The sequence below is a fragment of the Shouchella oshimensis genome (assembly GCF_002019765.1).
GTDB lineage: Bacteria > Bacillota > Bacilli > Bacillales > Bacillaceae_D > Shouchella > Shouchella oshimensis.
This window is the reverse complement of the sequence record NZ_KV917380.1, coordinates 3,905,787-3,920,702: the sequence shown is the minus strand read 5'-3', so window position 1 is coordinate 3,920,702 and position 14,916 is coordinate 3,905,787. Positions and strand designations below refer to the sequence as shown.

General features: G+C 40.7%; 13 protein-coding genes, 6 tRNA genes and 1 rRNA gene. 18 read left to right on the top strand and 2 right to left on the bottom strand.

Annotation, left to right across the window (positions count from 1 at the left end):
- Nucleotides 1–98 precede the first annotated feature (98 nt).
- Complete coding sequence (locus BK583_RS19575; protein ID WP_078440272.1) at nt 99–257, bottom strand: YjcZ family sporulation protein; 159 nt, start codon at nt 255–257, stop codon at nt 99–101.
- 198 nt (nt 258–455) lie between these two features.
- On the opposite strand from BK583_RS19575, the gene BK583_RS19570 reads away from it, so the two are divergent.
- The 7 genes from BK583_RS19570 (at nt 456) to BK583_RS19540 (ending at nt 1,198) form a co-directional block, all read left to right on the top strand.
- Nucleotides 456–527 (top strand) — tRNA-Glu (locus tag BK583_RS19570).
- A 50-nt stretch (nt 528–577) separates the two neighbouring features.
- Nucleotides 578–693 (top strand): 5S ribosomal RNA (gene rrf, locus BK583_RS19565).
- A 61-nt stretch (nt 694–754) separates the two neighbouring features.
- A tRNA-Val gene (locus BK583_RS19560) sits at nt 755–830 on the top strand.
- Between the two features lie 14 nt (nt 831–844).
- A tRNA-Tyr gene (locus BK583_RS19555) sits at nt 845–929 on the top strand.
- Nucleotides 930–940: 11 nt separating this feature from the next.
- A tRNA-Gln gene (locus BK583_RS19550) sits at nt 941–1,015 on the top strand.
- 2 nt (nt 1,016–1,017) lie between these two features.
- A tRNA-Lys gene (locus BK583_RS19545) sits at nt 1,018–1,090 on the top strand.
- 35 nt (nt 1,091–1,125) lie between these two features.
- A tRNA-Ala gene (locus BK583_RS19540) sits at nt 1,126–1,198 on the top strand.
- A 62-nt stretch (nt 1,199–1,260) separates the two neighbouring features.
- On the opposite strand, the gene BK583_RS19535 is transcribed toward BK583_RS19540, so the two are convergent.
- Complete coding sequence (locus BK583_RS19535) at nt 1,261–1,437, bottom strand: aspartyl-phosphate phosphatase Spo0E family protein (RefSeq protein WP_124741118.1); 177 nt, start codon at nt 1,435–1,437, stop codon at nt 1,261–1,263.
- A 153-nt stretch (nt 1,438–1,590) separates the two neighbouring features.
- Here BK583_RS19535 and sigW point away from each other — a divergent pair, with 153 nt between their 5' ends.
- The 11 genes from sigW to BK583_RS19480 all read left to right on the top strand — a co-directional run bounded on the left by sigW (nt 1,591) and on the right by BK583_RS19480 (nt 14,804).
- Nucleotides 1,591–2,154, top strand: a complete 564-nt coding sequence (sigW, locus tag BK583_RS19530) for an RNA polymerase sigma factor SigW (protein WP_055736611.1) — start codon at nt 1,591–1,593, stop codon at nt 2,152–2,154.
- A gap of 10 nt (nt 2,155–2,164) precedes the next feature.
- Nucleotides 2,165–2,830: a zf-HC2 domain-containing protein gene (locus BK583_RS19525; RefSeq protein WP_236702414.1), complete on the top strand. Its 666-nt coding sequence runs from the start codon at nt 2,165–2,167 to the stop codon at nt 2,828–2,830.
- Nucleotides 2,831–2,989: 159 nt separating this feature from the next.
- Nucleotides 2,990–3,817: a diadenylate cyclase CdaA gene (gene cdaA, locus BK583_RS19520; protein WP_035394450.1), complete on the top strand. Its 828-nt coding sequence runs from the start codon at nt 2,990–2,992 to the stop codon at nt 3,815–3,817.
- On the top strand, nt 3,810–5,036 hold the full coding sequence (locus BK583_RS19515; RefSeq protein ID WP_055736612.1) for a CdaR family protein: 1,227 nt from the start codon (nt 3,810–3,812) through the stop codon (nt 5,034–5,036). The genes cdaA and BK583_RS19515 overlap by 8 nt, the downstream gene beginning before the upstream one ends.
- Nucleotides 5,037–5,069: 33 nt before the next feature.
- Nucleotides 5,070–6,410: a phosphoglucosamine mutase gene (gene glmM, locus BK583_RS19510; protein ID WP_055736613.1), complete on the top strand. Its 1,341-nt coding sequence runs from the start codon at nt 5,070–5,072 to the stop codon at nt 6,408–6,410.
- Between the two features lie 567 nt (nt 6,411–6,977).
- Entirely contained in the window at nt 6,978–8,780 is a 1,803-nt protein-coding gene (glmS, locus tag BK583_RS19505) for a glutamine--fructose-6-phosphate transaminase (isomerizing) (RefSeq protein ID WP_055736614.1), read from the top strand.
- 104 nt (nt 8,781–8,884) lie between these two features.
- Nucleotides 8,885–10,813 carry a S9 family peptidase gene (locus tag BK583_RS19500; RefSeq protein ID WP_055736615.1) on the top strand — a complete coding sequence of 643 codons (1,929 nt, stop codon included), beginning with the start codon at nt 8,885–8,887 and terminating at the stop codon, nt 10,811–10,813.
- 176 nt (nt 10,814–10,989) lie between these two features.
- A complete protein-coding gene (locus BK583_RS19495) occupies nt 10,990–11,832 on the top strand; it encodes a GAF domain-containing protein (RefSeq protein WP_367576387.1) in 843 nt (280 codons plus the stop codon).
- 365 nt (nt 11,833–12,197) lie between these two features.
- The gene (locus BK583_RS19490) at nt 12,198–13,214 is read left to right on the top strand and encodes an LCP family glycopolymer transferase (RefSeq protein ID WP_038475991.1); all 1,017 of its coding nucleotides are present in this window, start codon (nt 12,198–12,200) and stop codon (nt 13,212–13,214) included.
- 55 nt (nt 13,215–13,269) lie between these two features.
- Nucleotides 13,270–13,782 carry a GrpB family protein gene (locus BK583_RS19485; protein WP_055736617.1) on the top strand — a complete coding sequence of 171 codons (513 nt, stop codon included), beginning with the start codon at nt 13,270–13,272 and terminating at the stop codon, nt 13,780–13,782.
- 65 nt (nt 13,783–13,847) lie between these two features.
- Entirely contained in the window at nt 13,848–14,804 is a 957-nt protein-coding gene (locus BK583_RS19480) for a TraB/GumN family protein (RefSeq protein ID WP_055736618.1), read from the top strand.
- Nucleotides 14,805–14,916 lie beyond the last annotated feature (112 nt).

Genomic DNA, 14,916 nt, shown 5'->3' with positions numbered 1-14,916 from the left:
GATGAAAGATAACAAAGATAGGGGAATCAAAAACAACCGGCTCTTTGAAGAACCGGTTGTTTTGGCAAACGTATCAACGCTTGCGTGGGGTGCACGAGTTATTTTACGTAAGCCGCTCCAATGATAATTAAAAGAATGAATAAAACAACGATTAGCGCGAATCCGCCACCGTAACTGCCGCCACCGCCACAAGCACCGCCTACTGGTCCGTAGCCGTAACCTTCGTAGCCGCCGTAACCTCCGCCGTAGTAACCCATGTGTGTACACCACCTTTGTGTTAGGATACTATACCCTATGCGAAAATTGTTTTTTGGCGACAAAACTGGGCGGCGATTTTACGATTGTATAAGGATAAAGAAAGTAGCCTATACTAGCAAAGGAATTGATTAAAAAAAATATAAAAAAACAGTTGCACAGAGAGAATCCATTTGTTATTATATAACTTGTCAGTAAGCGGCCCGTTGGTCAAGCGGTTAAGACACCGCCCTTTCACGGCGGTAACACGGGTTCGAATCCCGTACGGGTCATTGTGAATTTTTTAGTTTACAAACGACTTACTGAGGGTATAATCTATAGGTCTGGTGGCAATAGCAAAGAGGTCACACCCGTTCCCATGCCGAACACGGTCGTTAAGCTCTTTTGCGCCGATGGTAGTTGGGGGCTTCCCCCTGTGAGAGTAGGACGTTGCCAGGCTTACATAGTTTTATAAATTGGCGAATAGAAGCAGATAGGTTGCTTACTTGCAGTCAAATTCGGAGGATTAGCTCAGCTGGGAGAGCACCTGCCTTACAAGCAGGGGGTCGGCGGTTCGATCCCGTCATCCTCCACCATACTTTCCATATGTGGAGGGGTAGCGAAGTGGCTAAACGCGGCGGACTGTAAATCCGCTCCCTCCGGGTTCGGCGGTTCGAATCCGTCCCCCTCCACCATTTTCTATGATTGGGCTATAGCCAAGCGGTAAGGCAACGGATTTTGATTCCGTCATTCCCTGGTTCGATCCCAGGTAGCCCAGCCATCGAGCCATTAGCTCAGTTGGTAGAGCATCTGACTTTTAATCAGAGGGTCGAAGGTTCGAATCCTTCATGGCTCATCCTAAAACGACTTGTATAAGTCGTTTTTTGTTAAGGGGCCTTAGCTCAGCTGGGAGAGCGCCTGCTTTGCACGCAGGAGGTCAGCGGTTCGATCCCGCTAGGCTCCATTTTCATAAAGAAAAGCGACCAGCATACTGGTCGCTTTTTTGTTTATAATAGGTTCAATCATTTAATCACAAGGCGTATTGGAAAGGTTTTCGTATTGATTGAGTAGGCTATCAAGTTTCCGACTCAATTGTAGCATATGTGGTGAATTTAGTGAGTACGTTGATGCGGAATCATTTAGTTCCATTCGTACGTCTTCTATTGAACGCGATAATGGATCAACAAGGTGCACATTTGACATAGCCATACCTCCCTTTCTTATATTAAGAAACAATTCGGTACTAAAATAGAAAAATCCTTCCAAATTTAAGAAAAAAGTTAATTTTTCTGTTATTATAAAAAACGAAACTTTATTCTAGAGTGTTCCGTAAGTTAAATGTAGGTAGGGGATGTCATGGATTCGTTAACAAAGCGCTTAATTTCGGAAATAAAACAGGGTGATGACCAAGCATTCGCAGAATTAGTTGACCTTTACAAGGACAAAGTCTATCAAGTGGCCTATCGAATGGTCGGTCATCCTCAAGAAGCGCAGGACGTTGCACAAGAAGCATTTTTAAGAGTATATACAAATTTAGAGAAGTATGATGTGAATCGAAAGTTTTCTACTTGGCTTTTCAGGATTGCTACGAATGTAGCGATCGATCGATTAAGAAAGCGAAAACCAGACTTTTATTTACAGGACAAGGTTAAAGGAACAGAAGACATTACGTATGAATCTCAGCTGGCAGCAACCGATGATTTACCAGAGGATCAAGTTGTCCAATTCGAATTACAAGATTGGATTCAAGCAGAAATTAATCATTTACCACCTAAATATCGTACAGCTATTATATTAAAGTACTTAGAAGATTTATCTTTAAAGGAAATTAGCGACATTATGGATTTACCAGTCGCAACTGTAAAAACAAGAATTCATCGAGGGCGTGAAGCGTTACGTAAACGCATGCGCCATGTTTAAATAAGGAGGAGTGGCACATATTATGGATTGTCATTCTTACAATGAACTGATACACATTTATCTAGACGGCGATGCAACACCTGAACAAAAAGCGGAGTTGTATGCCCATATGGATGTGTGTCCAGAATGTAAAGCACATGTAAACGAGCTGAAAAAAGCCATTGCCTTTATTCAAAGCTCGTCTCACATAGAAGCGCCTGCTGATTTCACGACAAGTGTCATGAATCAATTACCTAAAAAGAAAAAGCGCGTTCCTAAAGTGAAACGGTTATTTAAAAAGCACCCGATTCTTGTTGCTGCTGCCGTGTTTTTCTTAATGATGTCAACGGCTGTGTTCTCGACTTGGACTCAAAACGACAGTATTGTTGTTTCTGGAAATGGGCCGTTTGTTATTGATAAAGTAAATGGTGTCGTCACTGTTCCAGAAGGTGCTGTAATTGATGGGGATCTGATGGTCAGAAACGGTACGCTACAGTTAGATGGTGAAGTGCGTGGAGACATACTGTTATTAAACAGTTCTTTTGATAAAGATTCGCTTTATGCATCGCCTAACCAAGTGACAGGGGATATTGAAGAAGTTGATCAGTTCCTACACTGGATTTGGTTCAATACAAAGGATTTCTTTACCGATGTTTTTTCTTTCTTCAACGATAATGGTTCAAAAGAGTCATTGTAGGGAAAAATAAAAGAACATGGAGTTTCTGTGTAAAACGGGAACTCCATTAGTTTTTTATAAAACTAATGGTATAATGATAACGTTTGACACTATGCCGTTTAGTTTCGTAAAGATTTGTCAAAGGTGTAAAGAAGAGTTTGTTTATGTGGAGGGGCGGATATGTTTTCTGCTAATCTTGAAAATTTTCCCTGGCTCGTATATATCGGACAAATTGTCGATATTTTACTTGTTACATACGTTGTCTATAAATTAATTATGATTATACGTGGCACCCGCGCCGTTCAATTGGTTAAAGGGATTGTTGCCATTTTTATTGTGTGGTTCATTAGTAATTTTTTAGGTTTGAGTACATTAGAGTTTATTACGAGGCAGACAGCAACGTTTGGTTTGTTAGCGATTATTATTATTTTTCAACCAGAACTTCGTAGAGGTCTTGAGCAACTTGGTCGGAGTCGACTGTTTAATAGTCGGTCGGCCCAAAAGGATGATGCGCTTAAACCCACTATTGAAGCGCTTGTGAAAGCAACGGTCTATATGGGGAAGCGTAGAATTGGTGCACTCATTTCCATTGAGCGTGAGACTGGGTTAAATGATTATGCTGAAACCGGTATACCGCTAAACGCCCATGTATCATCGGAGCTATTAATTAACTTGTTTATTCCCAATACGCCTCTGCATGATGGAGCCATTGTATTAAAAAATGACAAGATTCTTGCTGCAGGTTGTTATTTGCCGTTATCTGAGGATAGCTCGATTTCGAAAGAATTAGGTACGAGGCACAGAGCAGCGCTTGGTGTGAGCGAAGTAACCGATGCTTTAACGATTATCGTATCAGAGGAGACAGGTGCCATTTCAATATCGAAGCGAGGTACGCTTTATCGAGATTTAACAAAGGAACAATTGCAAGATTTGTTAGAGCAAAATTTATTAAAGCCTTCAACAGCTACCGACAATCGTTGGCAGTGGGGAGGTAAAAAAGATGGATAAAATGCTAAATAGTATTTGGTTTGTGAGAATATTAGCGTTTTTTATTGCCTTGATGCTGTTTTTTATGGTGAATCAAAATACAATTGGGTCGCCATCCTTATTACCGGATGCCCCAAATGCCCCTTATGTATTAGAAGATGAACCGCTAGTAGTCATATACGATGAAGAGCGTTTTGAGCTCGTTGAGGAACCTGGAACTGTGGATGTAGAACTTCGGGGTTCTCAAGTTTCATTATCGCTTTTCCAAATTACAAGTAATCGATCAACTGAAGTTTTTGTGGATGCATCTGAAATAGAAGAAGAGGGACGGCATCAACTTGCCGTAAGTCATCGAAATTTCCCAAGTGATTTGTCTGTTACGGTTGAACCGCAAGTCGTTTCCATTTCATTAAGGGAGCGGCAAACGGCTTCGTTTCCAGTCGAAGTCCAGTTAGAAAATGAAGATGATATTGGTGAAGACCGCTCTCTAGGAACGCCAATTGTTAGTCCTCTGAATGTGAATGTCACCGCCAATCGAGAAACCATTCAGGCAATAGAAGATGTGCTCGTATATGTGGATTTAACCGATGCAACTGAATCGATAGAAGACGAATACCCTGTTCATTTTTATAATGAAAATGGTCACCAGCTAGATGTCCAATCAGAACCGCAGTTCGTTACGGTAACCGTTCCTTTAACGAGCCCTAATAAGCTCGTCCCCATCAAAATTATTCGAGAAGGAGAGCTGCCTGATGGGTTGAGTTTTGAGGATGTGACCGTATATCCAAATGAAGTAACAGTCTATGGCTCATCTGATGACATTGAGGCAGTTGATTTTGTTGAGAGTGAGCCAATTGATTTAAATGAACTGAATGAAAGCGGCGAATTAACGATTGGTTTAGAGGTACCTGACGATGTAGAGAGAATTGACCCTGAAGAAGTGACGGTAGCGTTTACGTTAGCGGAAGAAGAAGAGATGGCATTTGAGTCTCTTCCAATCGTTATCACAGGAAATGATTCGAATGTTACCTTCGACACAGAAGCAGAGACGACTGTTAATGTGACAGCCTTTGGTTCTCAATCTAGACTTGAGGAGTTAATGGAGAATGATATCCGAGTAAGTGTGGATGCGTCAGGTTCTTATGAAGGGGAACAAACCCTTCCTTTAAGTGTTACAGGTCCATCCTATATCCGCTTTGAGCTAGATAACGATGAAACCGTGTTGCGCTTTAATGAATAGTGTGTAACAGTGTGTAGAAGAAGGAGCGATACAATGGGTAAATATTTTGGAACAGACGGCGTACGAGGTGTAGCGAATACAGAATTAACACCTGAGCTAGCATTTAAGCTTGGCCGCGCTGGAGGATATGTCTTAACAAAAAAAGCAACGCAACCAAAAGTATTAATTGGTAGAGATACACGGATTTCTGGAGAAATGCTGGAAGCTGCCTTAGTATCGGGTTTAGTTTCCATCGGTGTGGAAGTGATGCGTATTGGTGTGATATCAACACCAGGAGTAGCGTTTCTAACAAAGCAACTGAGTGCAACAGCGGGTGTGATGATTTCTGCTTCTCACAATCCAGTTGAAGACAATGGAATTAAATTCTTTGGATCAGATGGATTCAAGCTTTTAGATGCACAGGAAGAAGAAATTGAGGCACTTATCGATAGTGAAGATACAATGCCAAGACCAATTGGAGCGGCATTGGGACAGATTAATGATTACTTTGAAGGTGCCCAGAAATATATGCAATTTTTAAAACAAACCGTCCAGGGGGATTTTGAAGGCATTCATGTAGCGATTGACTGTGCAAATGGATCGGCTTCATCTTTGGCGACGCACGTCCTAGCTGATTTAGAAGCTGATATTTCTTCAATGGGGGCATCTCCTGATGGAACAAATATTAACAACTGCTGTGGCTCAACCCATCCAGAAGAATTGGCAAAGCTCGTTGTGGAAAAGCAAGCGGATATTGGGCTCGCTTTTGATGGTGACGCGGATCGATTAATTGCAGTTGATGAAAAGGGAACGATCGTTGATGGCGATCAAATTATGTTCATCGTTGCGAAGCACTTTAGTGAGCAAGGAAAATTAAACAACAATACGGTTGTTGCAACTGTTATGAGTAATCTCGGTTTTCATAAAGGGTTAGAAGCGAGAGGCATTCAAACCAAGCAAACCGCTGTAGGCGATCGTTACGTTATGGAAGAGATGCGTAAAGGGAACTATAACTTAGGCGGCGAACAGTCCGGCCACATTATCTTTCTTGAGCACAACACAACAGGAGATGGCTTGTTATCAGGTGTCCAGCTCATTCAAATTATGAAGCAAACAGGCAAACCGTTATCCGAGCTTGCTGGAGAGATGGAAACGTTTCCTCAATGTCTCATTAACGTGCGCGTAACAGATCGTGATGCGGTAAAAGAAAATGAGCGGGTAAAAGAAATCATAGCTGAAGTAGAAGCTGAAATGGACGGAGAAGGGCGTGTACTCGTTCGTCCGTCTGGTACAGAGCCTCTTGTACGGGTTATGGTGGAAGCGAAAACCGATGAATTGTGCGAGAACTATGTGAATCGCATTGTCGATGTAGTAAAAGAAGAACTTGGTGAGTAAAGAAAAGATAAAGAGCATTCTCTGAAATACAGAGGATGCTCTTTTTTAAATAAAAACGGCTTAATCGTATATCAGGCTAGTCACAGTGGTTTCTGTACCTGCCATTAGCTCCGGTAATAGGTGTTCTTATGCGACACAGTCGTTAGGCATCGTCCCATCGTGAAGCAGAAAGCGTGAAAGGGCATCAATTCATGTCATCAGCGCTTTTACCGTTATGATTATAGCAATCCTAAAGCACCTTTTGAAGACACACGCATAAAGTAAAATTGTGAAGAACCATTGAACATAATTGACGACGGTTCTTTCATCCTTTATGATGAATCTTGTATGGTTGGATAAGACTCATACAAAAAGCGCCAGGACTGACATGAGGTCAGTTGACGAGGAGAGGGCTAATCGATAATCGGCGGGTTCCCTCCGGCTGCGTGTGACAGCCGTAAGCTTTTGTAAAAAACAGTAAGGTGACTTAGTGTACAAAAACAAAAGCCGCACACACATACAAAAACAAAGAGTGGGGGTAAGTCTGCCCCTGCGGTGATTTACTCCCACGTCGGGAGGATATTTACTATGTGTGGAATTGTTGGTTACATCGGAAATGAAGATGCAAAAGAGATCTTGTTGAACGGACTCGAAAAGCTGGAGTATCGTGGTTATGACTCGGCTGGTATTGCAGTTCGTACAGAAGACGGCATGCATGTCTTTAAAGAAAAAGGACGGATTGCGACATTGCGTGACGCTGTTGATATGGATGTTGAGACGACTGTTGGGATTGGTCACACACGTTGGGCGACCCATGGTGTACCAAGTCAGTTAAATGCCCATCCTCATCAAAGCTCTACTGAACGCTTTACCCTGGTTCACAATGGTGTCATTGAGAACTATCAACAAATGAAGCGTGAGTATCTTCAAGATGTACAGTTACAAAGTGACACGGACACGGAAGTAATTGTTCAGTTCATTGAACAGCTTTCTAAAGATGGCTTAACAACAGAAGCTGCAGTAAGTAAAGCACTCTCTATGATGAAGGGTTCTTATGCGATTGCGCTTCTTGATAAAGAAGAGCCAGAGACTATTTTTGTAGGCAAAAATAAAAGCCCTCTGCTTATTGGTGTTGGAGACGGTGTAAACGTTATTGCATCTGATGCTATGGCGATGCTAAATGTGACCGATCAGTTTGTTGAAATTATGGATGAAGAGCTTGTGCTTGTTAAGCGTGATAGCATTGAAATTAAGACTCTTTCTGGAGAAGTTCAAAGCCGTAAACCTTATACAGCAGAGCTAGATGCAAGCGACATCGAAAAAGGCACGTACGATCATTTTATGTTAAAAGAAATTGACGAGCAGCCTATTGTGATTCGTAACATTATCCAAAAATATCAACATGAAGATGGTTCTACACGTTTAGATGCAGATATCCGGGCGGCGATGCAACAGGCAGATCGTATCTACGTCATTGCGGCAGGAACAAGCTACCACGCTGGTCTAGTCGGAAAGCAATTGCTTGAGCAAGTGGCGAATAAGCCTACAGAAGTGCATATTGCAAGTGAATTTTTGTACAATATGCCGTTATTATCTCAAAATCCACTCTTTGTGTTTATTTCTCAAAGTGGTGAAACAGCAGACTCTCGCGGTGTGCTTGTAGATGTGAAGAAAAAAGGGCACCGTACGTTAACGATTACGAACGTGCCAGGCTCAACGCTATCGCGAGAAGCCGACTTCACGCTTCACACATTTGCAGGACCAGAAATTGCTGTCGCATCAACAAAAGCTTATACAGCGCAAATGGCTGTTCTGACACTTCTTGCTGTAGACACTGCGTATGCAGCAGGTCGTACGCTTGATTTTGATCCTATTCAAGAACTTGGAATAGCGGCAAATGCGATGGAAGCTCTTTGTAACCAAAAAGACGAGTTCGAAAAAATTGCCCGTGATTATTTATCTGTGACGCGTAATGCTTTCTTTATCGGACGTGCGTCTGATTATTACGTAGCACTAGAAGGTGCTTTAAAACTTAAGGAAATCTCCTATATCCAAGCAGAAGGCTTTGCTGGTGGAGAGCTAAAGCATGGTACGATTGCGTTAATTGAAGAAGGAACACCGGTTATTGCACTTGCCACAAATGAGCATGTGAATTTAAGCATCCGTGGAAATGTACAGGAAGTTGTCAGTCGAGGCGCTGCTGCTGTGATCATTTCAATGGAAGGACTTGACCAAGAAGGTGATGCAGTCGTGTTACCACGTGTGCACGAAAGTATTGCACCTCTTGTATCCGTTATACCAACACAATTAATTGCGTATTATGCAGCGTTACACAGAGGGTGTGACGTTGATAAGCCAAGAAACTTAGCAAAAAGTGTAACAGTAGAATAGGATTGCATGTGCGAACCCCTTTAGATACGATGGTCTAAAGGGGTTTTTCTTTATCATGGATTAAGTGAACATTCAAATATACGTAAAGTGGGGTTTAAACAATAATGAATGAAAGCGGTTATTTAAGCGTTGAAGAATTGGTTTCAATGCCCACGCTATTCTCAGGAAGCATTAGTGAAGATGGGAAAAAGGTAGCTTTTGTAAAAAGAACAGCTAACTGGAAAGCCGATCGATATGATCATACCATTTGGATTTATGAAAAGGAGAAAAATCGAACAGGTCCATTCATGACAGGTAGGGCTGATTGCACACAACCACTGTGGTCTCCAAATGGAGAGCAGATTGCGTATCTTAGTTTTGTTGAAAAAGAAAATCAAAAAAAACAACAGATCATTGTTCAAACACTTGATTCCAACTGTTCCGTATTTGTAATAAATGTAAAGGAAGCAATCCATTCTTTTAAATGGGCGCCGGATGGGAACGGTATTTTCTATCGCGCATCTGTAAACAGCCATGAATGGAGGAAAGAGCGCTACAAGTCAGAGACAGATATGCAGTATGTGGGAAAGGATTATCAAAATGATGGTCTTTACTACGTGAAACTAGGGGGAGACTGTTCGACTCTTCTAACCAATCCAGACAAGTCTCATGTTCTTCAATTTGATGTTTCACATGATGGAAATAAAATTGCTTATATGGCTACACCTACTTCAGATAATGAGGAATCCATAAATGGAGAGCTCTTTATCGTTGACGTTAAAACAAGAGAGACGAGAAGGCTGGAAACGAATAAACTGCTAGGAGGAATGGTGTGTTTTTCTCCTGGTGATAAAAAGATTTGTTATACAGCTAGTGTAAAGAACAAAGATTCTTACCACAATCAAATACAAGATCAAACTATTGAAATCTATGAGCTAGATAGTGGTAAAAGAATACAACCTTTAATCAATGTGGATAGTACGATAACGCCAATACGATGGACCGAAAAAGGTCTTTTTATTCAATGGCAGCGTAAAACCCATTATCTAATAGGGATGATATCTAAGGATGATGGTTCGGTAGAGATAATAAGTAAAGATAGTGATAGAGTGGTGATGGAGGCAGCTATAACGAAAAGTGGAGAGCACATCTCTTATATAAGTGCAAACCATCACGAAACGTTTGATGTTTATTTAAATGGTTTGAAAGTAACAAATGAGAATGACGTTTTTCATAATAGAGATAAGAGTAGTAGAGAAATCATCTTTTGGCAGAATCATGATGGTGACGAATTAGAAGGGGTATTATCGACTCCAGTAAATTTTGACAAGAATAAACAGTACCCTTTACTAATGGTTGCTCATGGTGGGCCTGCTTGGGCGTCTTTCCCGATTTTTTCTGGTTGTTTTAACGAAAAATACCCAATTGAATGGTTTGTTGAGAAAGGATTTATTGTTTTAGAGCCTAATTACAGAGGGAGTTCAGGATACGGAAATGAGTTCTTAAAGGCGAATTACAGGAAGTTAGGTTTTGCTTATTACGAGGATGTTGTTTCAGGTATTGATTTTCTTGTGGAAAAAGGAATGGTCGATGAGGATCGAGTTGGGATAATGGGATGGAGTAACGGTGGCTACGTATCGGCTTTTTGTGCTACATTCAGCCATCGATTTAAAGCAGCTTCAGTTGGTGGCGGGATTACAAATTGGTATACCCATTATGTGCATACTGATATCCCGTCTATTATTCGGTCTTACTTTGGTGCTGATCCGTGGAAAGAACCAGAAATCTATCGTAAGACTTCGCCAACTACATACATTTCGACAGCTTCCACTCCTATACTTATCCAGCACGGTGAAAAAGATCTTAGAGTGCCGTTAGCAAATAGCTATGAGCTCTACAAAGGTTTGAAAAATCAAGGGGTTGCTACGGATTTTATTGTGTATCATGGCATGGCCTATCAGTCTGAGAAGCCAAGTATGAGCGTTGCAATTATGAATCAGAACCTTGCCTGGTTTTCGCACTATCTTTTAGATGAAGAAATGGATGGTTTCTGAGGCGGAAGATGATGATCCACTATTAAATCCTTACACAGTAGCTGCCTCATTAAAGTGTGGACTCTTTCATTATAAGGTTAAACGTGGGATGAGGTTAAATTTTCGTAATTCGATTAAGACTATAGTAAACTTTATGTAAGCTAGAATAGAGGAAGGGGGACGTTGCGTTGCAGGAAGTGAATACTCATTACCAATCCCACGATTCGCTCATTGATGTATCGAATAAGTTGTTTAAATGTTTGACAGAGCAGCTAAATGTCAATACGGCGTATATTGCCAAGAAAGAGCCGGGCTACATGGATGTTGTGAACGCCTATAATAAAGATAGGGAAATCGTTACAAATGATATGTCGGTTGAATACAAAGAGTCGAATTGTAAGTATGTGTTAGAAAATGAAGCGGGAATTCAATACTTTACTAATCTAATGTCGAATGTAAAAACAGCGGAAAGACCGATAACAGAAAAATTACAGGTAAAAGCGTTTTTAGGTGTTTCGATATACGGATCGTCAGGTAAACCGTTTGGTACGCTATGCGTAATGGATGAAGAAGAACGTCATTTTTCGAGCGAAGACATTACGTATATACGCACCATTGCTGATGTCCTGTCATTTATTATTGAACTTGATGAAACGCACGAAGATATTGATTTATTAAGCGTTCCAATTATTCCCATCTCAGCAGACATTGCCATCCTTGCGTTGCAAGGGAAAGTTAGTCCCTCTAGAGCTGTGAAAATTATGGAAGATACGATGGGCTATGCAGTCGCTGAGCAAATAAAAACTATTATTATCGATATTTCGGAAATTGTTGTGAAAGGCGATGAATTTATTGAGCACTTAAATCGTCTTGTAGCAGCTTTAAATCTGATGGGGGTATCTGTCATGCTATCAGGTGTACCCATTCATTTAGCAGCGAACGAAGCGATTTCCAACGCATTGTCTACGCTAGATCTTCAATATGTGAAGAGCATTGAAGATGCACTAGGGTTGCTAGGTTATGCGCTATCAGAACAGTAAGATTGAAGAAAAGCAAGTTTTTAGGAAAGGCTTGCTTTTCTACTTTTACTAGAGAGTGAATGAATTCTTAATACCATTTATAGAATAGTTACTGAATGTAACCTATGCTCTTAACACTAAATAATAAAATGCCGTAATACTCATTAGAGGGTTTGTTAAGGAAGATAAAGAAGTTGACGACTACTCCTTTCGATTTTGGAAACAGTTCCCTTTTTGTTAATTATGAGAAAAAAGAAAGTGATCGTTCAATCTTGCATAAAATGTTGTAAGAACTGCGAAACGTATTTAGTGTCCCAAATGTCGTGTGATAAGATTATGAATCTAGATTGAAAATTACTGTCTAGCGTTAGGGGACTTGAAAATTAATGGATTCTCGTCAAAAGAAAAGAAAAGTAAATCGTAAAAGAAGAGTACTAAAAATAACATTACTCATATCTACAGTATTGCTACTAGCATTAGGTGCTGGTTTTTGGTTTATCTATAGTCAAGTAAGCAACACGGCTTCTAACTCTTATGAACAATTAGAACGAGGCGATAAGTCGAATTTAAGAGTCGAGCCTGTTGATGTAGGAAAAGACAATTTTTCAATGTTGTTGCTCGGTAGTGACTATCGCGAAGGGGACGACTTTGAGCGGACAGACACATTAATGGTGGCAACGTTTAATAAATCAGATCGTTCGATTATTCTAACGAGTATCCCGCGTGATACGTATACAGAAATTATTGGTTATCATGGTGGTGGGATTTACGATAAGATTAACCATGCCCACGCCTTTGGTGGAATGAGCATGGCGGTTGATACAGTTGAGAACTTATTAGATATTCCAATCGATCATTATGCGTTAATTCGTTTTGATGGGTTTGTTGACGTGATAGATGCCCTTGGTGGTGTGGAAGTAGACGTTACCTATGAGTTTGATTTTAAAGAAGCGTCGACAAACGCAGATTATTCCTTTACAAAAGGGCCAACACAAATGGATGGTTCAAAGGCATTAGCTTATGCGAGAGAGCGTAAATCCGTTGAAGGTGGCGGTGACAAAGGAAGAGGAATTCGTCAACAACAAATCATTGAATCTGTTATTAATGAATCAACATCTCTATCCAATATAACGAATTTCGATGATGTGCTTGAAGCAGTAGGTCATAACCTTAGAATGGATTTAACGATGGGAAACATTGTCTCGTTAAGCGGTTATGCAGGATCAATTAATGATATTGAAAGCATGCAGCTGCAAACGGAAGGATTTCGTCAAGCCAATGCGCAAGGACAAAGCATTTGGTATGAACGAATTGATCCGACGAGTTTACAAGAAATTCAAACAACATTAAAGGATCATCTTGAAATTGACGACACGCTTCAAGCTGATTCAACGACGCAATAAAGAAGCAGGTGTAATCTGCTTCTTTTTTCATGATTATCGAAAATGGAGGGCTAGGATGAGGAAGTTAGAGTTCAAACCATATTGTAAGGATTGGAAACAACAATATGAAAGTGAAAAGAAAAAAATCGAGAATGTATTAGGCGATCGTATCTTGGCCATCCATCATATTGGCAGTACGTCTATACCTGAGATGTTCGCTAAACCGACGATTGATTTACTAGTAGAGGTAAAGTCTATTCAATCGATCGGTGAAGAGTTGTGTATTCTCGGCTATAAATCACTGGGGGAAAACGGTATAAAGGGAAGGAGATTCTTTCTTAAAAGCGAAGAAGGTAAAAGGACTCATCATGTACATATCTTTGAAAACGCTTCAGATGAAGTCCAAGGACACTTATCATTTAGAGATTATCTTATTGCTCATAAGGAAGAGGCGGTTCGCTATGCGGCGGTAAAGAAAGAGTCAGTGGCATTGGGGTTAAGTGTTGAGGAATATCAAAGAAAGAAAGCACCTCTTGTAGAAGAATGGACAAAACAAGCATTGAGATGGGTAGAATCTCGTGAAAATTGAAACAAAAGTAGACGATTGCACGTAAATAGCGTAATGACAGTCACAACGTGTTGGAGGCATACATAATGAAGAAAAAGTGGACGATGGTAACAGTAGCTGCTTTAAGTTTTCTGGCGGCTTGTAATGGAGTCGATGATGAGAATGAGGCAACCCAAACAGATGAAAATGACGAGACGGTTGAAACAGCAGGCGTAACAGACGGAAACGGCGGCTTTTTATGGAAAATCGAACATGAAGATACAGATGTTTATTTACAAGGAACGATACATGTAGGTCGTGAAAATTTTTATCCCCTTAATGAGCAAACAGAAGCGGCTTATGAAGAAGCGGATGTGGTCTTACCAGAAGTGGACTTAGTTGATGTGGACCAGAATGAAGTTGAGACAATGATGACGGGTCTATCCTTATTGGAAGAAGGTCAAACCTTGGATGAACTGATCTCAGATGAAGCATTTGAGAAGCTTGAGGCCATTTTTGCTGAATATGGTATGCCAGTTGAGCTCGTTCAGGGGTTTGAGCCATGGTTCGTTGAGAATATGTTGCTGACCTTTTCGATTGCTGATAGTGATGTGGATGAAGGGGCTGGTGTAGACGACTATTTTCTAAGACGAGCTGTTGATGATGGAAAAGAAATTAGAGAACTTGAGAGCATCGAATCGCAATTTAATGTCCTGTCAGGGTTTTCGATGGAGACCCAAGTGCAATTATTAGAACATAGACTTCAGAACATGGATGAAGCAGGTGAAGAGCTTGAAACTATGGCTGATAATTGGGTTGAAGGAGACATTGAAGGATTAATAGAGACTTGGGAAGATCTAGAGGATTCTAACATAGATGACGAGTATGCTTATGAGTTAAATGAAGTCCGCAATTACGATATGGCCAACACGATTTCTGATATTCTCCAAGAAAACAGTGGCCAAACGTATTTTGTCATTGTAGGTTCTTTGCATTTAGTAGCCGAGCCGAGTATCGTATCCATTCTGGAAGATGAAGGGTACAAAGTTGAGTTTGTTTATTAGCTAAAACCCTTTCAAAAGGAATGTCAGGTGCTGGCACCTCATATGAATAAGCAAAACCAACATTATGCTTCCCTTGAGTAGAGATTCTCTAGCCGTTTTGCCGATAAAAGAA